Genomic DNA, 22,018 nt, shown 5'->3' on the forward strand with positions numbered 1-22,018 from the left:
AAGAAATATCTTTAAGTTAAAGAAGATATATCCAATATTAACGAGATTTATCCATACAAGCCCCGGCAAATAAGTTCTGTAGTTCATTTATATAGCACACGGAGTGATATCGGAAAAATATATCGTATCTTTGCACCCGGATATAAAACAAACGCTTTATTATGACAAAGATCGATAAGTCCGTGCTGACATTCGGAATCACTATTTTTCTGAAATTCATGTTATTCGATATATTATGGTGTATCCCGACTACTTTCGCTTCTCTTTCTACAGTTGAATGTTATACAACAAAACTGATAGCCACACTTATATTACTTATTCCTTACGCCTTCTTCCGTATGTGGAAAACAGAGGCGTTCATCATGCTCCTGCTGGATCTCCTGCTGATAGCCAATCTTATGTACTTCAGAACCTATTATACCGCCATTCCTCTGAACAGCTACGGATTATCAGGAAACTTAGCCGATTTCACCGGAAGCGTTTTCGACTCTCTTCGCTGGTATGATATACTTTTCCCATTATCCACCCTTGCGGCTGCCGTCATTCATTGGCGTACAAAAACGGCACACCAGAAGCGTCCCGCACCGGTACTTGCTTATTCGGTGGTACTTGCAGTCATCATCTGTATCTTTGGCACAATGACCCTGATTAAAGGCGGATTTTCAAATGCATACAAGGAGTATCGCGACAAAGCATATTTCTGTTCAAGCGGACCTTCTCTCTATACCATTTTCGGTAGCCTTTGCTATGATCTGGTAGGTCAGCAACAAAGGTTAACCCCTGAGCTGGAAGCAAAGATAGAAGAATGGTTAAGTAAAAAGCCCAAACACGAAGTTGCCCTGCCGGACAGTAGTACTAATCGCCGCACCAATTGTATCATCATTCTGGCAGAATCATTGGAAAGCTGGGTATTGGAGAAAGAAGTGGAAGGACAAGAAATCACCCCTTACCTGAACAAACTTCTGAAAGACTCCACCACCATCTATGCCCCACACGTACTGACACAGGTAAAAGGCGGACGCTCCATAGATGCCCAACTCATGCTCTGTACCGGATTGCTGCCCATCAACAGTGGCACGTACAGCAGCCAATACCCCAATCATGTCTATCCTTCGTTGCAGAAAGCCATGCACGAAAAGAACCATTCGCGCAACTATCTGCTCACCATAGATAAGATATCCACCTGGAATCAAGGTCCCATAGCCCAAAGTTTCGGTATGGATACCATTATCGCCTATCACGACTTCGAACTGACGGAAGCTTTCGGCACGCACAAACGTACCGGAGACGGCTCATTCTTTGCCCAATGCCAGGAAAAGATAGAAAAAGGGGAGATCTGGAAAGAAGGGGAAAATGCATATATGCAGCTTATTACCTATTCCGGTCATGCTCCATTCATATTACCGGAATATTTGAGAGAGATTTCATTCTCCTCCAACATTCCGGAAAAGATGGGTAATTATATGATCACTGCCCGCTACACGGATAAGGCTATCGGTAAATTCGTAGAGTATCTGAAAACGCTCCCTCAATATAAGGAAACGCTGATTGTAATTACAGGAGATCACGAAGGGTTAGCGTCTTATCGTGCAGAGCTATGCGAAAGTCCCGGTGGCAAAGGGATCGTGTCCGACAAGCAGTTTACTCCTTTCATCGTTGTCAACTCTCCCATAGGTATGCGTTACGATGAAGTGATGGGGCAAATAGATATGTATCCCACCCTGCTGAACTTACTCCAACTTGACGATTATTATTGGACCGGACTGGGAGAAAGTATTCTCAATCCTAAAAAGAAAGGATTCGCCGTAGGTTCACAGATGAACGTGGAAGGGAAAGGGTATAGTCCGGAAGATGTGGAGTTTGCAAAGAAGGCATATGATATTTCGGATGAGATGATACGGTTTAATTATTTCGGAGGAAAGTAAGATAATAAAGAAAGCGTTCCGTGTTTTTAAGAATCTTTGTTTGGAGAAATAGCAGAAAGGGCGTACCTTTGTTTGCATTCAAAGCAAACTTTTAAAAAGGGCATCAGCTATGAAAGAATATATAGCACCCAGAAGGAAGCGCATCCCCTACGGCATGATGAACTTCGCCGTGATTCGCCGTGACGATTGTTATTATGTAGACAAAACCCACTTTATTCCCATAATAGAAAACGCGGATAAGTTTTTCTTCTTTAACCGTCCTCGTCGTTTCGGCAAAAGCCTGACGGTAAGCATGCTGCAACATTATTACGACATAGCTGCCAAGGATAAGTTTGATGCTTTGTTTGGCGATCTTTATATCGGAAAACATCCCACGCGTGACCGTAACAGTTATCTGGTATTGTATCTCAATTTCTCGGGAATTGTAGGTGAACTGCACAACTATCGCAAAGGACTGGATGCACATTGCGGTACTACTTTTGAGAACTTTTGCAAAATATACGCCAACTACCTGCCTAAGGATACTGTGGAAGAACTGCATACAAAGGAGGGAGCTGTGGAGCAACTGGATTTTCTCTATCAAGTATGTGCCCGTGCAGGTCAAAGAATTTATCTCTTCATCGACGAATACGACCACTTCACCAACGCCATCCTCGCCGATCCTGAGAGTTTACGCCACTACACCAACGAGACACATGGCGAAGGCTATCTGCGTGCTTTTTTCAACAAGGTAAAAGCAGGGACCTATTCCAGCATCGAGCGTTGTTTCATCACAGGCGTCAGCCCCGTTACGATGGACGATCTCACCAGCGGATTCAATATCGGCACTAACTACTCGCTCTCTCCAAAATTCAATGAAATGATAGGATTCACGGAGGAGGAAGTACGGCAAATGCTGACCTATTACTCCACCACCAGCCACTTCAACCACACTGTGGACGAGCTGTTGGACATAATGAAACCATGGTACGACAACTATTGCTTCGCACAGGGACGTTACGGTGAAACCACCATGTACAACTCTAATATGGTACTCTATTTTGTCAAAAACTACCTTGATAATGACGGCAAAGCACCGCAGAATATGATAGAGAGCAACATCCGTATCGACTATGAGAAGTTGCGCATGCTCATCCGCAAGGACAAGGAGTTCGCCCACGATGCTTCCATCATTCAGACTTTAGTGAATCAGGGTTATATTACCGGAGACTTAAAAGATAGTTTTCCTGCCACCAGCATCACCAATCCCGACAACTTCGTGAGTCTACTCTATTATTTCGGTATGCTCACTATCAGTGGCACATATAAAGGGAAAACCAAACTCACCATTCCCAACCAAGTGGTTCGTGAGCAACTCTACGCCTACCTGCTGAGTACCTACGATGAAGCTGACCTTAATTTCAGCAGTTACGAAAAGAATGAACTGTCCAGCTCCCTCGCTTACGACGGCAGCTGGCAAGCCTATTTCGGCTACATTGCCGACTGCCTGAAACGTTATGCCTCCCAGCGTGACAAACAGAAAGGAGAATTCTTTGTCCACGGCTTCACCCTTGCCATGACGGCTCAGAATCGTTTCTATCGTCCCATTTCAGAGCAGGATACACAAGCCGGCTATGTCGATATATTTCTCTGCCCGTTGCTGGAAATCTATTCCGACATGAAACACAGTTACATTGTAGAACTGAAGTATGCCAAGTATAAAGATCCCGAAAGCCGTGTGGAGGAGTTGCGTCAAGAAGCAATTGCCCAAGCCAACCGCTATGCCGATACGGAAACGGTGAGAAATGCTGTCGGCAACACAAGGCTGCATAAAATTGTAGTGGTGTATAAAGGGATGGATATGCCTGTATGTGAAGAGGTATAATCAATATAGAAAACCAACAATCCAGATTGGCAATTTATGCCGATAAGGGGTTTCTATATCATCTGCCAATATGAAAGTCCTTGCATCTCATTAGGAAATACAACACTTGGATAAGTCGGCAACCGCATTCTTAGAAATATTTTTTATTCTAATGGCAACACATAACATTCAATAGACTCAAATTTATAACTTTCGTAATATCCGAGAATAGTAGTATAAAAATGATCCACCCCATTAAAATATCTATATAAAGCGATAGCTTCCGGATGCGGCTTAGTATATACATATCCTAATGGTCCCTCAAAACTATATCCAGATATGCCACCAGGATAATAATCTGTTGAGTAAAAATGATCTCCCCCATTCCAATACTGATAAAGAGGCACAGTCTCTAGCACCTGTTCTGTATATATACTAAAAACAGGGGCTTCATATATAAGATCACCTGAACCATAAGATGGGCTATAGAATGTGCAATAGTAATGCTCTTTGCCATTATAGCTTTGATAAACAAATGATGTATTCAATATTTCTATCTTTTTACTATCAATATACCTAAATACAGCCTCCTTTATTTCCTGCTTCTTTATAGGATCAGAAATTAGATCATAAATAGGATACGTAGCATTCCAGTTGACATCAAACAATCTAGAATGCTGGTCATCAACCGATTCTGTCCATGCTCCCAAATTAATTGTAAAAGTTGGTCCTTGTTCGGGTACGAGCGTAATAGTAGTACCAGAAGTAGAACCACCAAGAGCTTTAATATAGCATTCCCAATTAGAATTTTTCTTATTGCGTTCCTCTACTTCCGTTTTGCTCCATGAACCGTGAGCATCAAGTCCAATATTACTTAGATTATATTTTGCCCCAGCACTGACAATCTCTGTCTTTTCCGTACTACTATTCTCTTCTATTATAGCTGATTTATAATATGCAGTATATTTTCCTCCAACTATTATATTAGTCAAAACATGCGTTCCATACATTTCCACAATTCGATCCGCAGAATACTTATTTAAATCTTCAACAAAAGAAGACAACAAATATTTAGATAAGGTTCCAATATCTGTATTCAGCAAATATCTTCTTTGCTTTTTAAAAACCTCCGCTCTAGCAAATGAGTATTTTGAAGAATAAAAATATTTTGAACTTGTTTTGAATCCCGTCGTTATAGTCCCTGAGAAAAAACCTTCTTTATCCTTTTTCTCTGGTAAAGAACCTACAGAACCACTAAAATTCGTATCGGTTATTATCTGAGATAAAAAAGATTGCGCATTTGCTCCTGCAAAACATCTTTGATCAATTACCCCTAAAAATTGCTTATCAAATCTATTAGGATTTGCTTTCACAAATGCTTCTACATCTAAGATTTTCAACCTTGTTGAATTCTCACCCATGTATTCATCGGTTATATCATAGCCATAACCTAATACATCATACACTCCATCTCCGGCCGCCTTTGTTGTTACATTTGACACTGAAGATTCAACATTTGGTAAATCCTCTATTTCTGAACAAGAATAGAAAAGAAGCAAAAAAAACAATAAACAATAAGACTTCTTCATAATAGTAATATTAAAAGATTAACAATTACCAAAAGTAAGAAAAATCATCATTCTATTTAATTTCAAAAGCATGTTTATAAACATAACAATCATATATAGAATTCGAACTCCCCCGTGGGGATGCGTTATGATAAAGTAATGGGGCAAATAGACATGCATCCCCCTGCTACAACTTCACGATTATTGCCGGATTGGACTTGGTCAATGTATCCTTACCCCCCAAAAGAAAGATTTTACCGCAGGATCACAAATAAATATTAAAAGAGAAAAAATATAATGCCGAGGATTTAGAATTCGCTAAGGATACCTATAATGTAGCCGACTTGATAACACACTTTAATTGTTTAGGGAAATAGGAATACAAGAAGACCTGATATCAAATAAAAAATACGATCTATTGAAAATACTTTGTTTAGAGAAAAAACTGTAAGAAAGTACTTTTTTACACTCAAAATACTCCTTTAAAAAGATAACAATTATGAAAGGATATGATATACACCTTACACACTAATCACTTTTTATCTTATTTTAAAAAAGGTATCACTCTTCTATAATGCAATACAGAACTATTTCTACATTATTAAAACACAGAATCATGTTTATAAGCATCATTTTAAAATATGTTATATCTATAAAGTTTCTTATATTTGAAAATTGTTAAACTTTAAATATTAATGCGATGAAGAAACTTTATTACTTGTTGGGAGTATTACCCATTCTTTATTCTTGCTTAGAAGCTGAGCTTCCAGAAGTAAACTCCTTATCACCAGATGTAATGACGAGATTAGCTGGTGATGAAAAGTATGATGTGCTAGGTTTTGGTTATGATGTAACAGGTGAATATTTGCATCCAATGTCAGTGAAGAACCCTGTTTTGGATATAGCAAAATATGAAAATGACTCTAAAGGACGATTAGTTTATGGTACACCATCATTCGGCTATGATAGAATGTATTATGGTTATTCCTCTTCTGATTACGTGAAGAATATAACTACAGAAACAAAAGCCACATATACAATGAATTATGGTAGCGAAAAAGACACATCCTTTTTTACAGCCAACATAACAAATAATTCATATTTAAAGACTGAATATTCATATTCTGATAAATATTCTTTTGCAAGTTTAGACGCTTTAAGAAACCGAAAGTATATACGTATAAACGATGAAGTAAGCAATTTATCAAAATATCTAACACTTGAATTTAAAGAAGATTTAAACAAATTAGCCCCAGAAAGAATCATTGAAAGATATGGAACTCATGTTTTAACAGATTTTCTTATTGGCGGGCGTTACCAATTAATGTTTAGATCTATTATTACTAATACTAAAGATGCCTCAACAAAAAGAGAAACTGTTCAATCGGGCTTCAAAGTATCCTTAGGTAAAATAGGATTTGGATACAATTTAGAACATAGTGAAACAGTTGACAATAGCCTTGCTCAAAATAACCAATACAAAGAATTGTATGTACTATTTTATGGTGGTAAAGGAACAAATTTAAAATATGATTTAGAAAAAGGCACCCCTACCAATATAGACATACAAAGTTGGGAAAATTCCGTTTCATTAGAAAATTCTTGTCTAACAGAGATTACATGGAAAGAAACACATCCCATTTATGACTTTATTTCAGACCCTACCAAAAAAGCTGCTATAAAATCTGCTGTATTGAAATATATTGCAGCATCCAAAATAAATACACTTGAGTTAATGCCATTATTTACATACTACCATGATGTAATTGGAGACCATTGTGTTACAACTGCGTCAAACATTGTAGAACGTTTTAAAGGGTGGAAGTTCCTTTGCATAGAGGGGTATATTTTGAAGAAACAATTACCTGGAACTGTTGCTCTATATGAATATTATAATGAATTAGGTGGAGATCATTATGTTACAACTATACCAGATATACATAAGAAATATACTCATTATATAATGCTCAACCTTTTGGGGTATGTTTACAAAAATGCGACTATTGGCGCAATACCTTTAATAGAATACTATCACGACGACAATTTCAACCATTATACCTCCACCAATACCAATATAATCGGAAACTTTTCAGGCTGGATACGATTAAACAGTCCGAATGCCGGATATATCTATCCAGCCGATTAAGGCAGGTATTTCAGATTAGCATTACAATAATTTATAATTTGAATACTTACAAACGAATTGAGACTGCCTTGCACGAGGCTGTCTCTTTTTTTACTTTAGCCATCAGCATCTCACTCTTTTTCTTAAAAAACGAACTACTCGACAAGAAACAATGAAGCAAAAATATCCCAAACTTATTATACTATTTATGCTTAAGTATCATTGCTATATTTCTATAACATTTTATGGTGAATCTCTATATTCAGAAACTAATTATACAGAAAGAATGACATTACGAACAAGGCAGTCATAGTATATTAAAACGGTTCTACTTCTACAACAAGAACAAATTGTACAACAACAGGATATTAACTCTTTACCTAATTAATCCATGCTTTTAGCCACCTTAAAGAATAGTGCCAAAATTCTCAAGACTTTTTTATTAAACAACAAAAGAAGAGTCTTAACTTGTAGCCCAAGATTTCACTACTTTAATAAAACCTTTAGGACACCATTTCAACAAATATAATATTTCCTTACAAGTAAAATATGAAATCATAGAAATATGATTAGATGACAGAATACCAGACATAACTTTTAGATTACTGTACTCCAAGCACCGTCTTTCTTTAGCTGTTAACTCATATGTGAATATTGGCAATTGTTCTTTCCATTTTCTATAAAATAATCTTGCCGAGCGAAGCCATTCAGAATTTAACTGACCAGCTGAAATATGCTCCAAAAGCACATCGTATATAACACCGATTTTAAAGCCAGCACTTCTTACCTGCATAGATATATCCAAATCATAAAAATGAAAGCCATGATATGTTATCTCATCGAAAGAGATAGTTTTAAACAATGACTTTCTTATGCAAAAGAATAAACCATCTAAAACAACTACCTCAATTCGATTTTTATCAATCGGTTGAATCTTCTGATGTATTGAAACTCTTGTATTCCGTTCAGTATCTATGCTATATTGGCATGCAGACGGAGAATATTTATTATGTGCATTCGAAGCCCACCATATAGAAGGAATACTGCTTAAGAAACGAGGACCTCCTACTCCTAACATTCCAAGCTGATCATCCTTAAAATGATTTATAACATTTATCCCCCAGTTATAAGAATGAAACAATATATCATCATGCATAAAACAAATGATTGGGTATTGCGCTTTCCGCACTCCAATATTATATGCTTGAAATATATCATATCTATTCTTACTATTATCAATACTTATGACTTCATAAACAACATCCCCAATATGTTCTTTAATATTTATTAATAGATTCTTATCTACCTCTGTTGCCCTATTACAAATTATTATCGATATCATGGCCAATCATTTTTACATTACAAATATCACATCACCATTATGAAAAGAAAAGATCAACAAGCGCAAATTTATATAAATAGCTAAAAAAAGAGCACAAAGAGTAGAAGAAATATAGATATTATTGCAACTTATTAATACTTTTGCTGCAATTATCAAAACTTAAACAAACCATGAGAATTGGCATATTATACATCTGTACAGGCAAATATGATATATTTTGGAAAAACTTCTATCTTAGTGCAGAACTTTACTTCATGCAAAATCCTGATGTGATACGTGAATATTATGTATTTACAGATAGCCCGTCATTATTCGGAGAAAAGGAAAATCAACATATACATAGAATAGAACAGGAAAACCTGGGATGGCCTGATAATACATTGAAACGGTTTCACATATTTCTCCGCATTAAAGAAAGATTATTGCAAGAAACTGATTATTTATTCTTTTGCAATGCTAATCTGCTGTTCAAACAGCTGGTAAACGATGAAATTTTACCTCCCAATGATAGCAATGGACTTGTTGGCACATTACATCCAGGCTTTTATAATGTTCCAAATATAGATTTCACTTACGAACGGAACCCACAATCTACCGCTTACATTGCCATAGGAAGTGGCAAGCACTATTATGCGGGAGGATTCTCTGGAGGTCGCACAGAAGCCTACATACAACTCTGTGAAACAATAAAATCACAAGTTGATATAGATGAATCTAATAATCTCGTAGCAATATGGCACGATGAATCCCATATCAATCGATATTTTCTGGATTATCCTCCAATGACATTATCACCTGCCTATTTATATCCTGAAGGTTGGGCTTTACCTTTTGAAGAAAAAATAATGATACGGGACAAAAGTAAAAAAGAGTATGGAGGTCACAAGTATTTACGCAAAAAGAGTCCATGGATAAGCCGATTATTCAAAAAGTCATAAGACCTTACCTGAAAGCAGTTATTATCTACCATTATAAATATGCATCATGAGAAGAAAACTTATACGAAAATATAACAAATTTAAGAAATGGATGATTCCAGAATTAAAGTGGCGTTTTAGTCATACCAAAGAAATTTCTTATAAAAATGTTCCTATTGTTATTAATAATTTCAATCGCGTCAATTCACTATTAACCCTAATCGACGGACTAGAATCAAGAGGCTACAGTAATATATATATTATTGATAACAATTCCACTTATCCTCCATTACTGGAATATTATAAAAAGTGTACTTATCCTGTATATATGCTAAACAAAAATATTGGTCACCTAGCTATTTGGGAAACCGGAATTTACAAACAATTTACTGATTCATATTTTGCATACACAGACTCCGACTTAGAAATTCACCCAAATTGCCCAGAAGATTTTATGGAAAAATTCATTCTTTTACTGAAGAAGTACCCTAAAGCACTGAAGGTTGGTTTTTCAATCTGCATTGATGACTTACCTGATTGCTATAACTTAAAAGATCAAGTACAAGAATGGGAAAGCCAATTTTGGCAGAAAGAAATAGAAACTAACGTTTTCATAGCCCCTATAGATACCACCTTCGCTGTATATAAGCCTTACTTTAAGGGAGAAGCAATAGATATCCAACACCTATATTTGCGTACTGGATTTCCTTATTCAGTAAGACACTTACCTTGGTATATAGACAATCATAATTTGACAGAAGAGGAAAAATATTATATTACACACCTAAAGAAGTCTACTCATTGGTCAGAAAAAAACAGGCAATGATAAACGTTACACATCACTTTTGAGAAGACAAGAAAATGGATAAATCGCCTTCTCAAAAGTTATAAAAAAATCGGGTTATGCAATAACTCTTTCCAAGAATACTCTATCTCATCATCACAAAGTATCACGTACTTTTCAGGATTATCTCCTAACAAAGCACTATACTTACCCAAAGTACCCTTACTGGTAATCTGATGCTTACAATAAGCCATTAGATATAAATCCATATACCCTTTATCCGAACCATTTATATCTATTGTTTTACAATCTTGTTCTGTAAGTTGAAGCTGCGGAGCAAGTTCATTGATTACCCATTCCGGTTCATCTGAGAAAAAATAAAAATAAGGAGCAGATTTTCTTTCTTGAAAATAAGAAACAGATTTCTTAAAATAATCAAAAGAAGCAGGTTTTCCATAATCATACATCTCCACTTTCAAGTCACCACGACGTACATGCACGGCAACAGAACAAGAAACCAATCTTATTTCATCACATACCCGAGCATTGGCATCATCCAAAATTTCCGGACATAACCTAAATATAGAACGAAAAGCGGGTAGCCAAATATCAGCGGGAAGGTGGTAATAACCACCTAAATAAAGCGGAGGTACCTTTTCTAAAAAAGAAAAATCATCAACTCTTTCTGTCGTATTATTTCCCTCATTGTAGAACTTCCGCTTATATACACTCACAGCTAATGGGGATGCAATCTCCATTTTCAAATAGGGAAATGCTTTTAATAAATCAAAATTACGTACAAATTTATGATCCTTATCCATCCCCCATTCATCATAAAAGGACAAATCATATACCACCTTATACCCACGTTCTTTGTACAATTGTCCAAGCAAATACTGATGCATTTGGGAGCAAATGCCTCCATCCAAGAGAAGTATTACCTTAGGAGATACTACTCCATACTTCAGTAACCTTTTATAAATACTTCTTTTCCACTTTCTTAATATTCTCATTTTCACATCATTAAAGTTTCTCTTGTTTTTTGTAACGCTTCAAATTCAAATAGCCCAGCCAGCTAGAGAATCTATAAACAGCTACAATTTTTCGTTCTCTTCTAGTCAATATACCCTGTAAGTCTGGAAACTGTTTAAGATCAGCAATAACCCCTTTCATCCTCTTATCTACGTCTTCTATTTTATTCCAATGTAAACGCATCAGTACTGTTTTAAGATTGAAGCAGGCCATTTCCCTTCTCAATTTCGACAATAATCCCTTTTTAGCCACATAATTATTAATCCAATCCACATAACCATTAAAATCTTCATACTTGAAATCATCAAAGTTTTCCGGATGAGACATTGAAGAAGGAGTGAAATTATAATTAACTATTTCTTTGTGAATACATACTACTTTCTTCGAATAAAAAAGCAATTGAGCTGAAAGAATGATGTCTTCTCCCAAAGAAATGTTAGGGCGCTCTATATCATGCTCATATAGAGCTCTCAGATGAAACTTAGACCAAACACACCAATGCGCTTCCCATGACAATAAATGCTTCAAATAATCTATTCCTTGTAATTCCTCAAAATCAAAAAACAAAGAATTCTCAAGTCTACCTTCAATGCTAAAGAAAAAAGGAGCCACAACCATATCCGCTTGTGTTTTTTCTGCCTTGTCCACCAAACATGCTATGGCACCCTCGCATAGCATATCATCACTATCTAAATACTGAACATACTTTCCCTTGGCTACATCAATCCCTGTTCTTCGGGCATAAACAAGACCTTCATTTTTATGCTTATCTACAATAACAATACGAGAATCTAATTCGGCATACTTCTTCATTATCGCCAAACTATCATCAGTACTGCAATCGTTCACGACTATAATTTCAAGGGTTACATAACTCTGAGTGATTACACTATGCAGACAGTTGTCCAGTGTTTGTTCACTGTTATAAACAGGTATCACAACAGATACTAACGGATACTTCATGATAAAATAAACATCTCTTACAATTAAACTTTATTCCTTCTTGAGCAATGGGTTAAATAGTACATAGGCCAAAAATAGGATATTTTCCGTAAACGCCTATAACTTTGAAGATCAAGAGCTTCTCTGGGTAAAGACAAAAACTCACGCAACCGTAGTTTCATGGCTTTTATTTCTTGCTTATATAAAGTATGATTTGGCTTTCGGATAAACGTATTAAAAATCCACAAACAATGCTTCACTACTCTTGCAGTTAATACCTCACGTTCTTTTTCATTGAAAAAAACAGCATTCTCAATAAAAGACAGTCTGTCATATTCTGCTAAAAAATAATCATACAACTTCTTCAAATCCGGGCTATGACAAATACTGCCTTCTCTCTGCAAATAATTATAATATGTCTTATCTACCCAACTGATTCTATTGCATTGAGCCGCCCACTTGTAAACAGTCAAATGATCTTCATAATATACCCCCTCAGGAAATGTAAATATATCAAATAATTCCCTTCTAAACAATTTCGTACAAGAAGAGCTACTGACTTTGTCCAACAAGATATCTATCACAACATCTTTAGGCACTAAAGAATATATCCGACCAGAATTCGGATACAACTGCTCTTTATGACCATCCTCATATTCACAACAGTAATTACAATAGGACATATCTGCTTCGTAAGAAATCAATGCATCTAACAAATTTTCATACATCGTCGGCTCAATCCAATCATCACTATCAACAAAACCAATATAAGGAGCCACACTGGAGGCTATACCAACATTTCTAGCAATAGAAAGACCAGCCACAGTTAAATGAAGTGTTTTTATACGAGAATCCATTAACGCATAATCATCACAGATTTGAGCAGATCCATCACTCGAAAGATTATCTACTAAAATAATCTCAATATCCTTCAATGTTTGATTACGAACAGATTCTACACAGTGCTTCAAATAAGCAGCTGTATTATGTACTGGTATAATTATAGCAACTTGAGGCATAAATATTTTATTTTTTTCTTTTACAACAAATAAATTCTCTCTACTGATTATCAGACAATATTAACCCATTTTTTCACCACCTCTAAATAACGCTTTCCATATCGCAAATCCGGTTCCAGATAATTTCCTTCTCCTCACTCATCCCAAGATTTCACAAAAGCGAGCCGATGTTCCACAGGCTTTTTCAATATGTTTCATTACATCCTTCACATGTCGTTCAAAATAGACTGGTTCTGCATGATTTAAAACCAGACTTTTGCTATGAGCACGCGGAAAATGATCCCAATTAAGAATTATCGTAGAGAACTTCTCAGTAGAGCTTTTTTAGTCTCTTCTAGATAACGAAAGCCCCATTTCTGATCAGGTTCTAGATGGTTTCCTTCTGCCCACTCATTCCATGCATTAATAAAGATGAAATTTTCTTCTTTACTAAAGGGGACAAACTTATTAGTAACCGATTTCAGCCATTTGCCATATATTTCCGGGCTACTCTTATCCAAAATAAACATTCTCTCCTTTCTACGAGCAGTATTATCCCACATAGGAGTTACGCACGGAAACATTTTATAATCAGGAGTGGGCAAAGCAGAAGAATAATCCACATATTCCTGATAGTCTACCTTTCTTTTTTTACAAGTATTAAACAAATGGCGATTCACATTATAGCAAAACTTCTTCAAAGGATTTCTTTTGTTTATAAACTCACGCATCTGATGAGTAAAAGGTTGAAATTCTATTGCAGCATCAAATCCATCCTGCAGATATTTTTCACCATAATATTCTTCTGTTTCGACCCTACAAAGATATAACCCAAGCCCCTTCAATGCAGCTTCTTCCCGCCAAACTCTAATAGTTTCCTTTATATTAGGGAAAAGCATTGAACGATAAATCATAAACACAGGTTTGCCGTCTACCTTAATATAACGAGAATCGTTAAATACATTATCCAATAAATACTGAATATGAATACGATCATCTTTTTCAGAATGATTTTGAGCTATTAAAATTTGGTTTTCACCACCATCCCATGCTCTTGTCCAGTTCTCATTGGCCCAACAAAGCATAAAAGGGAAATTAGGTTTGCCGGAATCTAATACTTCCTTCAAAGGTCTTTCCATCAATTGATGCCCATTAAACCAGTAATGATAATAACAAAAACCACTCAAACCATATTTTTGAGCCATCTCAGCTTGCAGTTCACGCACCTCAGAAAGACGCAAGTCATAAAAGCCCAAATCTGCAGGTAAATGTGGTTGATAGTGCCCTCTATAAAGAGGTTTAGCTTTCACTACATTTCGCCATTCAGTAAACCCCTTTCCCCACCATTCATCATTTTCTTGAAAGGGATGATATTGAGGCAAATAGAATGCAATTGTTCTTTTTTCCATTATAAAATATAATAATTATTATAATCGGTCTTTATCTCGAGTCAACAAACAAGGTATCATAAAACTTAGATTCTTATTCAAACGTTCAATGCAATAATCTAAAGCCCCTCCTTTTAATTGTGTTTCTAGTTCTTGATAAAGCTCATTCTTTACCTTAGAATCCACCTTCAACCTTCTTATTTTCTTATAAAAAATGCCACGCCGCAATATTTTTCTCCACGAAGAAATAGAGGGGAGCAGATTTTCTATAAATCTTATAACAGATATATCTTCTTTCAAGCCATCTCCTGTTATAATAGATTTCATTGTAGTACTGCATTTATGCTGGCGAAAATAATTTAGTTTTTCATAAATTTCGACTACATCCCCTTGGAGTGCCATCTCAATCCAAAAAAGCCAGTCACCACAGTATCTCATGGAAAAACACGAATAATCAGTTATTCGTTCGAAGCACTTTTTTCTAAAAACAACTCCACTTGCATTATAAATATAGTTAGCCCAATACAAATTATGCATTATATAATCTTTCCCTGCAAAAAACCCTAAATTATCTGAGCGTTTCTTCTGCTTTGCAGTCCATCTATCAAAATCTATCGAAAGCTGTTCGCCTGATTCATCAATACTATATGAACCAACAAAACAATATGATGCTTGAGAATACCGTTCTAATACACAAACCGCTTTTTCAAGAAAAGAAGGACTTGCTAAATCATCACTCTCTGCAATCCATATATATTTCCCACGTGACAAGGCAATGCCTTTTTGCCATTGAGCAAAAGGGCTACCTGTATTAACAGAATTTATATCCACATAAGATACATGAGCATTTGTCTGATATTTATTCAAAATGAAAACACTATTATCAGTCGAGGCATCATCTAAAAGTATTATTTCAAAATCAGTGCAAGTTTGTAACAACACAGATTCTATACGTTTTTCCAGAAAACGGGCATAATTATAGTTTGGAATAATAACACTAACCAAAGGAATATTTTCCATCATTTATAATACATATCAAAGTTTACAAAAAACAATTCTATGAATCCGAACCTTCTTTCACGATCCCATTCTCACACCAAACCGTCCTCTCTGCAATAACCTTTCTCAATACCTGTTCGTGATATTCCAAATTCTCCCGTGAAGCAAATTTATGATAAAGATGAAATTGTACTCCTCCCATCTTCAATTGTTTCTTTTGGATACCTGCATGGATAAGCCGATAGGAAATTTCCACATCTTCCTGCCCCCACATCTCCAAAGACTCATTATAACCATTAACGCGCAATAAATCTTCTTTCCAGAAAGCCATATTACACCCCCGGATTCTTAACATACTACGCTTGGCATAACGATTTGCCAAATACAAACGTAAAGTGTGTGAACGGAAAGCGTTCAACAAAAAGCTAAGGTCTTGTTTAAAAAGTGCAGGATGAGTTTCCACCCCTCTAAGTAACCGGGCAGTAGCCATTCTCCCCAAAAGCACCCGACTGCCACATACAAAATATCCCTTCTCCGCCAATTCCAGATGGTCAGCGATAAAGTGCCTATCCAAAAGGATATCACCATCAATCTGGATAATATAATCCCCTTTCGCCCTTTCAATGGAGCGATTACGGATAGCGGAAAGACGGAAACCTTTGTCCTCGTGCCATACATGCACAATAGGAATATCGGTCTTTGCCCGCATCTTATCAATCAGCTGCTTGGTGTCGTCACGTGAGCCATCATCTGCAATCAGAATCTCACAAGGCTTCACGGTCTGAGCGAAAGCGCTGTACAGACATAGGGACAAGGCCTCTTTCCAATTATATGTAGATATCATTAATGAGACTAACATGTATCAATTCTTTAATTCAACTTCATTTTTTCTGATCTTCCGGCCAATTATAATCTAATTCAGCCTCACGTTGTAGCGCTGCCCTGATAATCTCACTTGTACTCTCTATTATTTTCTTCTTAATACCTGTAGTGCTTACATCGGGAGTATAAGGAAAATAGACCACTTCCTTACCGGGCTGTTGCTTCATCCACTCAAGCCCCTCCAGATACTTATTTATCCAATCATCCCCAATGGTTACTATATCAATATCTTCTCTCTGTAATTGCGCCACCTCAGTCAGCTTCACTTGCTTCACAGCTTTAGTCACACACTTCAAAGACGAAATAATCCGGAAACGTTGTTCAAAGGGAATAATAGGCGGCATTCCCTTGTAATGCTGTATCAGCTCATCTGTGCTTACGCCGACTATAAGTTCATCGCCCAATGCCGCCGAACGTTCCAATATGTTCAGATGCCCGATATGAAACAGGTCAAAACTACCGGATGTGAATACTCTGATTTTCTTTTTTTCCATATTATATAGATTTATCGGTATTCTATTTCTTTAATTCTCTTTGCCAGATCATCCAGATCCTCTTCACTTTGAACTCCCAAATGGGAAACCCTGAAATAACAAGGAGTACCGCCCGGCATAATGAATATGTCTTGCTTCAACAATTCATTAAAGAGAATATCTCCATTCCGGCGAACAAAGAATCCCGTAATGCAATTGGATGGCACTTCCGCCGGAACTTCCCAACCATTCTGCCTGCACAGCTCACGAAAATACAGTGCTTTAGCACGCACGGAAGCAATGATTTTATCAACCCCAAGGACTATATTCTCCTTTAAACGGGCATGCAATTGCATAAACAAACTGGTGGCCGGACTGTAAGGTGTCTGACCGCGTTCCAGATTCTTCAGATTCTCAGCAAAATCAAAATAATAAGATTTATGCAAAAAATCAGTCTGCAGGATTCTAGGCGAAAGAAACAGAAACGACAAACCCGGGGCTATATTCAGCCCCTTCTGACTACTGGTAATACAGATGTCGATATTCAACTCTTCCATATCCAAATCATCGGACAAGAAAGAACTAATAGCATCAACAACCAGCGAAACATTATGTTTCCTGCAAATAGCAGAAATTTTCTTTAAATCAAACAGTTGACCGGTAGAGGTTTCATGATGTTGACATAAAAACACATCCGGACGCGAAGCAGCCACAGCATTTTCCAGCCGGGCATAATCGATATCACGAGCAAAAGGAACTTCAAAAACTTCATTCTGAACCTGATAGTACTTGCAGAGACTCTTCCAACGGTAGCCGAATGAACCGCCGGCTATAATAAAAGCTTTCTTTTTCAGGGAAACATAATTGGTAACCACAGCATCCATCGCACCGGTTCCTGAAGCTGTATAGAAGATAACACGCCCGCCTGGACAATGTATCAGTTCCAGCAACATACGCTCTGAATCATTCACTATTTCAGAAAACAAAGCAGTGCGCATATACGGAAAAGGTTCTCCTGCGATTCGAAGAATCCGCTCTTCTATATTTCCCGGAAAAACATAAGATTTCATATTCCTGCTTTTTAATAATTCTACATTACTTTTCATCACTTCTTTATCCTTCCGAACGTCTTTATACTCATATATTTTCTCCAGAGGTTCAACTTCCGTTCTCTCGGAACACCATGACGGCGAATATAATCTTCAGCCGCTTCCAGCATTCGCCTGGCTACATTTCCATCCAGATACGGATCGTAGTTATCAACCACCCATCGTCTTTTCGCAATAGCGCTTTCATCATGCTGCACACTTTCAAAGGCGTCCACCAATTGGGATGTATCCGTTATGTCAGTCCAGTAAATGTCCTTCGCTATGGTGCGATAAGTGATTACCGGACGTCCCAGAAGCAAGAATTCATATACCGTTGAGGAAGTGTCACTTATCATGACATCGGACATTAACTGATACTTTGTAACATTAAAGCCGTCTTCCCATATAATGTGTTCTTCTTGTTCTGCCAGTTGTCTATATTCATCCACCCACTCTTTTTTAGTCAACGGATGCAACTTCAACAACAGAACGACATCCCTCATCTTTACTAAATGCAGCAAAGCCTCTTTTAATGCAGGAAGAGATGTTAAACTTGGTGAAAAAGTAGGCGCATATAATACAATTTGACTTTTTCCATGCAGTTTCAACAGTTCTTCACGTTCCCGGTCAAAATCATGCCAATGATTTTTTATCCAATCCTGCTTGGGCCAGCCGGTCTCCACGACCTCAAAATCTTTATATTCGGCTGCTAATTCCTTAAACTTTTTCGTAAAAAAAGGACCTTGGGTGAAATAGGTGTCAAAATAGCGACGGATGATCCAATGATCTTTCTTTTCTGCCGCATAGCCATGAAAAACCTGTATCTTCACACCCGGTAAATAATAGGGAACAATATTACCCGGCACAAATATAGCTTCCGGAGAAAAATCATAAACCTCCTGCATCGAATGTGTATAAACAACTTTTCCATCCAGTGGAAAAACCGGGATCTTCGGAAGATGCACATACCACAAGATATGATTCGCCTCCGACTTTACCGCTTCCTGATATATAGGCAATAATATATCAACAGCATACTTATTTTCACAGAATAAGACAATACGCATACTTCTCTCTATAGCTCCAGTTTATACTTCACTTGATGTTTCTTTGCAAAATAAATCCAGAACTTCTTCCGGTGTGCAAGCACTTTATCAACGCAGTATCGTTCATCAGCATTGCGTGCCCGTGCATATTCTCTGGCAAGTAATTCAAAAAAGGCTTTCTGTCCCCATAAACGGGCAAAATTGGCACACCCCATATCAATACTGATCTTGCCGAAGCTCATGCGGTTGATATCCACTAACATAAAATGATACTCACCGTCTATCTTATCGAACAGGATATTTCCGGGAGAATAATCCCGATGCATAATATCAGATTCATGCAGGCGAGCCGTATAACGGGCAAAGGCTATAACAACATCCCGGCAATCGTTAACATCGGCATTGCCGAATTCATAAAAGTTTCTTCGATAGGAAGATTGAAGACTGATAAAATAAGAGTACTTGATCAAACCGCACTTGCACTCTTCGATATAAGCGATAGGAACCGGGGTCTCAAAGCCTCTCTGAAGCAATATATTGGGGTATGAAAAGGCGCGCCTTCCTTTCGGGGCACGAAAAAAAGAATAAGCAATCCGATTTACCAAAGCCGGAACTCCATAACGTTTTATATTGATCTCCAATCCATCGTCCACCGTCATCACTTTGATGAGGTTTCTTCCAGAGTAGATCACCCTCCCCTCACTTTCAAAGATATCAGGAATGCTTTCTACAAATTTCCGCAAATGTTCGTATGCAGGATTTACTATTATTTTCATATTTTACTCTGCCTTCACCTTTTTAGACGGTCCCGTCATTCTAAAATATTTATCCATCATTTACCTTATATTCTCTTCAATCTTCGCAATAATCTCTTCAGGTTTTATCTCCCTCAGGCAAGCATAATCGCCACGCCAGCAGGGCTTCTGCCCGTAAACCGAACATGGACGGCAGGACAAGTCAAGCTGCACCGTATTGGCCGGTAACTGTTTCCACCCCATGAATCCGGCATAAGGATGCGTAGCACCCCATACGGAAACAACAGACACATTGACCAGAGACGCCAAATGCATATTAGCGGAGTCCATGGAAAGAATCACATCCAAATGACTCATCAGATTCAATTCCGTATCCATTTTCAGCTTACCAATCAACGATATGACGGAAGGATACTTAGCGGTCCAGCGGTCGAATACCTCCTTTTCACTCTTCCCTCCACCCAAAAGGAAAACTTTCACATCCGGCATTGCGGCAAAATGGGCAACAACCCGTTCCTGCTGCTCTACCGGATAAATCTTACCCTTGTGTTTAGCAAAAGGAGCAATACCTATCCATTTATTATTCCCTTTCGGACCTACTACCGGTTCTATTTGCGAGAAATCACCTTTTCCCTCTCCATAGATGGAGGTGAACTTCAATTGAACCGGAAGTCCCAGCTTTTCCAGCACATCAGCATAGCGCCGGAAAGAGCTTTCCTGCTTTTCAAAAACCTTATGATGACGGCGAACCAGTTTCTTCTTACCTGCCCGCCCCTTGCATATTGCAGCTACAGGCACGCCATCCAACCGAAAACGCCATCGTAAGTATTTCGCGCGAAGTATATCATGAAAATCGGCCACATAATCAAAATGTAGCCCTTTTAGTTCTGCATACAAACTGTTTAATCCTCGTAATCCTTTATGTTTCCCCGACAAATCGGCACCGTAAAAACTTACATTCTCCGGCAACTTCAGGAAAAGAGGTTGCAACGCAGCACGGCTCAGCACTATGATTTCATGCTGAGGATATTCGGCTGCCAGCGAATGCACTACCGGAACCGTCATGGCTACATCGCCAAGCGCAGAGAAACGGATAATAAGGATACGTGCCATTCGTCATCTTTTTGCATAAAGCACCGGATTCAAAGCCGGGTCATTATACATCTTCATCTGTTTATATACTTTCATATATTTTTTTCCGGATTCAATATCAACCAGCAATTGGTCAATGGCCGACGAAAGATCTTGCTTTTGTTCCAGAAGAATGTCCAGTTTAGCCTTGCATTGAGCATGATGTTCGGGAGTAGTATCCGTACGTTCCACCTCCTTTTGCATGTGATAGATCTTTAATGCAAGAATAGACAGACGGTCTATCGCCCATGCGGGACTTTCCGTATTAATGGTAGCCTCTGCCATCGGTTTCACATCTTTATATTTATCCAGGAAATAGCTATCGATCAGTTCTACCAAGTCTGTTCTGTCCTGATTAGACTTGTCTATTCTTCGTTTCAAAGTTAATGCCGCATTCGGTTCAATCTGCGGATCACGTATAATATCTTCAAAATGCCATTGCACGGCATCAATCCAATTCTTCAAATACAGATAATACTCAATCGTCTTCAACTCGTAAGGATTGTTCATCGGCGCATCCACGCTATCCATTACATGATAATCCGCGACTGACTTCTCAAAAATGCTGTTGCAAAGGTTACTAAATGCCATAATCTTAACGAACTTTACAGTTATACAATAATACAAAGTTATGCAATATTTCCCACACAAGCAACCGTTCCCCACTTTTTATTCCCATCTTACTCCAAAAGCAAAACATCCTCTTCCTTATTTATTTCATATTTTTACTACCCCATAACACCTTCAAGTAAGATAGAATGAAAGGATTCGCATGAAGAA

General features: G+C 37.6%; 20 protein-coding genes. 5 read left to right on the forward strand and 15 right to left on the reverse strand.

The genetic code is table 11. The annotated features are described in order from the left end of the window. Window positions 1-161 precede the first annotated feature (161 nt). Both VYM24_RS03795 and VYM24_RS03800 read left to right on the forward strand, forming a co-directional pair. The gene (locus VYM24_RS03795; protein ID WP_330941492.1) at window positions 162-1,925 is read left to right on the forward strand and encodes an LTA synthase family protein; all 1,764 of its coding nucleotides are present in this window, start codon (window positions 162-164) and stop codon (window positions 1,923-1,925) included. A gap of 109 nt (window positions 1,926-2,034) precedes the next feature. Next, on the forward strand, window positions 2,035-3,789 hold the full coding sequence (locus VYM24_RS03800) for an AAA family ATPase (RefSeq protein ID WP_291550881.1): 1,755 nt from the start codon (window positions 2,035-2,037) through the stop codon (window positions 3,787-3,789). A gap of 143 nt (window positions 3,790-3,932) precedes the next feature. On the opposite strand, the gene VYM24_RS03805 is transcribed toward VYM24_RS03800, so the two are convergent. Then, a complete protein-coding gene (locus VYM24_RS03805) occupies window positions 3,933-5,357 on the reverse strand; it encodes an MAC/perforin domain-containing protein (protein ID WP_330941493.1) in 1,425 nt (474 codons plus the stop codon). A gap of 679 nt (window positions 5,358-6,036) precedes the next feature. On the opposite strand from VYM24_RS03805, the gene VYM24_RS03810 reads away from it, so the two are divergent. Further along, window positions 6,037-7,482, forward strand: coding sequence for an MAC/perforin domain-containing protein (locus VYM24_RS03810; protein ID WP_291550879.1), 1,446 nt, complete (start codon window positions 6,037-6,039; stop codon window positions 7,480-7,482). A gap of 442 nt (window positions 7,483-7,924) precedes the next feature. On the opposite strand, the gene VYM24_RS03815 is transcribed toward VYM24_RS03810, so the two are convergent. After that, on the reverse strand, window positions 7,925-8,803 hold the full coding sequence (locus VYM24_RS03815; RefSeq protein ID WP_330941494.1) for a glycosyltransferase: 879 nt from the start codon (window positions 8,801-8,803) through the stop codon (window positions 7,925-7,927). A 170-nt stretch (window positions 8,804-8,973) separates the two neighbouring features. On the opposite strand from VYM24_RS03815, the gene VYM24_RS03820 reads away from it, so the two are divergent. Both VYM24_RS03820 and VYM24_RS03825 read left to right on the forward strand, forming a co-directional pair. Beyond that, window positions 8,974-9,741: a family 6 glucosyltransferase gene (locus VYM24_RS03820; RefSeq protein ID WP_425286628.1), complete on the forward strand. Its 768-nt coding sequence runs from the start codon at window positions 8,974-8,976 to the stop codon at window positions 9,739-9,741. Between the two features lie 46 nt (window positions 9,742-9,787). Continuing rightward, window positions 9,788-10,546: a glycosyltransferase family 2 protein gene (locus tag VYM24_RS03825; RefSeq protein WP_330941496.1), complete on the forward strand. Its 759-nt coding sequence runs from the start codon at window positions 9,788-9,790 to the stop codon at window positions 10,544-10,546. A 59-nt stretch (window positions 10,547-10,605) separates the two neighbouring features. On the opposite strand, the gene VYM24_RS03830 is transcribed toward VYM24_RS03825, so the two are convergent. From VYM24_RS03830 to VYM24_RS03890, 13 genes are all read right to left on the reverse strand, one after another. After that, entirely contained in the window at window positions 10,606-11,517 is a 912-nt protein-coding gene (locus tag VYM24_RS03830; RefSeq protein ID WP_291550872.1) for an alpha-1,2-fucosyltransferase, read from the reverse strand. Between the two features lie 10 nt (window positions 11,518-11,527). After that, window positions 11,528-12,499 (reverse strand): glycosyltransferase family 2 protein, encoded by a 972-nt coding sequence (locus VYM24_RS03835; protein ID WP_330941497.1) that lies wholly within the window; start codon window positions 12,497-12,499, stop codon window positions 11,528-11,530. 23 nt (window positions 12,500-12,522) lie between these two features. Continuing rightward, window positions 12,523-13,497: a glycosyltransferase family 2 protein gene (locus VYM24_RS03840; RefSeq protein ID WP_330941498.1), complete on the reverse strand. Its 975-nt coding sequence runs from the start codon at window positions 13,495-13,497 to the stop codon at window positions 12,523-12,525. Between the two features lie 138 nt (window positions 13,498-13,635). Then, window positions 13,636-13,794, reverse strand: a complete 159-nt coding sequence (locus VYM24_RS03845; RefSeq protein WP_330942209.1) for a hypothetical protein — start codon at window positions 13,792-13,794, stop codon at window positions 13,636-13,638. After that, a complete protein-coding gene (locus tag VYM24_RS03850; RefSeq protein ID WP_425286629.1) occupies window positions 13,791-14,885 on the reverse strand; it encodes a glycosyltransferase WbsX family protein in 1,095 nt (364 codons plus the stop codon). The genes VYM24_RS03845 and VYM24_RS03850 overlap by 4 nt, the downstream gene beginning before the upstream one ends. A gap of 18 nt (window positions 14,886-14,903) precedes the next feature. After that, entirely contained in the window at window positions 14,904-15,887 is a 984-nt protein-coding gene (locus VYM24_RS03855) for a glycosyltransferase (protein ID WP_291550867.1), read from the reverse strand. Window positions 15,888-15,921: 34 nt separating this feature from the next. Next, window positions 15,922-16,722 (reverse strand): glycosyltransferase family 2 protein, encoded by an 801-nt coding sequence (locus VYM24_RS03860; protein WP_291550866.1) that lies wholly within the window; start codon window positions 16,720-16,722, stop codon window positions 15,922-15,924. 22 nt (window positions 16,723-16,744) lie between these two features. Continuing rightward, window positions 16,745-17,239: an FAD synthase family protein gene (locus VYM24_RS03865; protein ID WP_044265377.1), complete on the reverse strand. Its 495-nt coding sequence runs from the start codon at window positions 17,237-17,239 to the stop codon at window positions 16,745-16,747. Window positions 17,240-17,250: 11 nt separating this feature from the next. Further along, window positions 17,251-18,288 (reverse strand): pyridoxal-phosphate-dependent aminotransferase family protein, encoded by a 1,038-nt coding sequence (locus tag VYM24_RS03870; protein ID WP_291550864.1) that lies wholly within the window; start codon window positions 18,286-18,288, stop codon window positions 17,251-17,253. Between the two features lie 35 nt (window positions 18,289-18,323). Then, window positions 18,324-19,373 (reverse strand): CDP-glycerol glycerophosphotransferase family protein, encoded by a 1,050-nt coding sequence (locus VYM24_RS03875; protein ID WP_330941499.1) that lies wholly within the window; start codon window positions 19,371-19,373, stop codon window positions 18,324-18,326. Between the two features lie 8 nt (window positions 19,374-19,381). Continuing rightward, a complete protein-coding gene (locus VYM24_RS03880; protein ID WP_044265380.1) occupies window positions 19,382-20,128 on the reverse strand; it encodes a lipopolysaccharide kinase InaA family protein in 747 nt (248 codons plus the stop codon). 60 nt (window positions 20,129-20,188) lie between these two features. Further along, window positions 20,189-21,220: a glycosyltransferase family 9 protein gene (locus VYM24_RS03885; protein ID WP_330941500.1), complete on the reverse strand. Its 1,032-nt coding sequence runs from the start codon at window positions 21,218-21,220 to the stop codon at window positions 20,189-20,191. Window positions 21,221-21,223: 3 nt separating this feature from the next. Next, entirely contained in the window at window positions 21,224-21,829 is a 606-nt protein-coding gene (locus VYM24_RS03890) for a DUF4254 domain-containing protein (protein WP_291550858.1), read from the reverse strand. Window positions 21,830-22,018: the final 189 nt, after the last annotated feature.

Source organism: Bacteroides sp. MSB163, assembly GCF_036416795.1.
In the GTDB taxonomy this organism is placed as follows: domain Bacteria; phylum Bacteroidota; class Bacteroidia; order Bacteroidales; family Bacteroidaceae; genus Bacteroides; species Bacteroides maternus.

What these genes read in the sequence shown, in the direction of transcription:
- VYM24_RS03795 (WP_330941492.1), top strand. Translation starts at nt 162, where the DNA reads ATGACAAAGATCGATAAGTCCGTGCTGACATTCGGAATCACTATTTTT.
- VYM24_RS03800 (WP_291550881.1), top strand. Translation starts at nt 2,035, where the DNA reads ATGAAAGAATATATAGCACCCAGAAGGAAGCGCATCCCCTACGGCATG.
- VYM24_RS03805 (WP_330941493.1), bottom strand. Translation starts at nt 5,357, where the DNA reads ATGAAGAAGTCTTATTGTTTATTGTTTTTTTTGCTTCTTTTCTATTCT.
- VYM24_RS03810 (WP_291550879.1), top strand. Translation starts at nt 6,037, where the DNA reads ATGAAGAAACTTTATTACTTGTTGGGAGTATTACCCATTCTTTATTCT.
- VYM24_RS03815 (WP_330941494.1), bottom strand. Translation starts at nt 8,803, where the DNA reads ATGATATCGATAATAATTTGTAATAGGGCAACAGAGGTAGATAAGAAT.
- VYM24_RS03820 (WP_425286628.1), top strand. Translation starts at nt 8,974, where the DNA reads ATGAGAATTGGCATATTATACATCTGTACAGGCAAATATGATATATTT.
- VYM24_RS03825 (WP_330941496.1), top strand. Translation starts at nt 9,788, where the DNA reads ATGAGAAGAAAACTTATACGAAAATATAACAAATTTAAGAAATGGATG.
- VYM24_RS03830 (WP_291550872.1), bottom strand. Translation starts at nt 11,517, where the DNA reads ATGAGAATATTAAGAAAGTGGAAAAGAAGTATTTATAAAAGGTTACTG.
- VYM24_RS03835 (WP_330941497.1), bottom strand. Translation starts at nt 12,499, where the DNA reads ATGAAGTATCCGTTAGTATCTGTTGTGATACCTGTTTATAACAGTGAA.
- VYM24_RS03840 (WP_330941498.1), bottom strand. Translation starts at nt 13,497, where the DNA reads ATGCCTCAAGTTGCTATAATTATACCAGTACATAATACAGCTGCTTAT.
- VYM24_RS03850 (WP_425286629.1), bottom strand. Translation starts at nt 14,885, where the DNA reads ATGGAAAAAAGAACAATTGCATTCTATTTGCCTCAATATCATCCCTTT.
- VYM24_RS03855 (WP_291550867.1), bottom strand. Translation starts at nt 15,887, where the DNA reads ATGATGGAAAATATTCCTTTGGTTAGTGTTATTATTCCAAACTATAAT.
- VYM24_RS03860 (WP_291550866.1), bottom strand. Translation starts at nt 16,722, where the DNA reads ATGTTAGTCTCATTAATGATATCTACATATAATTGGAAAGAGGCCTTG.
- VYM24_RS03865 (WP_044265377.1), bottom strand. Translation starts at nt 17,239, where the DNA reads ATGGAAAAAAAGAAAATCAGAGTATTCACATCCGGTAGTTTTGACCTG.
- VYM24_RS03870 (WP_291550864.1), bottom strand. Translation starts at nt 18,288, where the DNA reads ATGAAATCTTATGTTTTTCCGGGAAATATAGAAGAGCGGATTCTTCGA.
- VYM24_RS03875 (WP_330941499.1), bottom strand. Translation starts at nt 19,373, where the DNA reads ATGCGTATTGTCTTATTCTGTGAAAATAAGTATGCTGTTGATATATTA.
- VYM24_RS03880 (WP_044265380.1), bottom strand. Translation starts at nt 20,128, where the DNA reads ATGAAAATAATAGTAAATCCTGCATACGAACATTTGCGGAAATTTGTA.
- VYM24_RS03885 (WP_330941500.1), bottom strand. Translation starts at nt 21,220, where the DNA reads ATGGCACGTATCCTTATTATCCGTTTCTCTGCGCTTGGCGATGTAGCC.
- VYM24_RS03890 (WP_291550858.1), bottom strand. Translation starts at nt 21,829, where the DNA reads ATGGCATTTAGTAACCTTTGCAACAGCATTTTTGAGAAGTCAGTCGCG.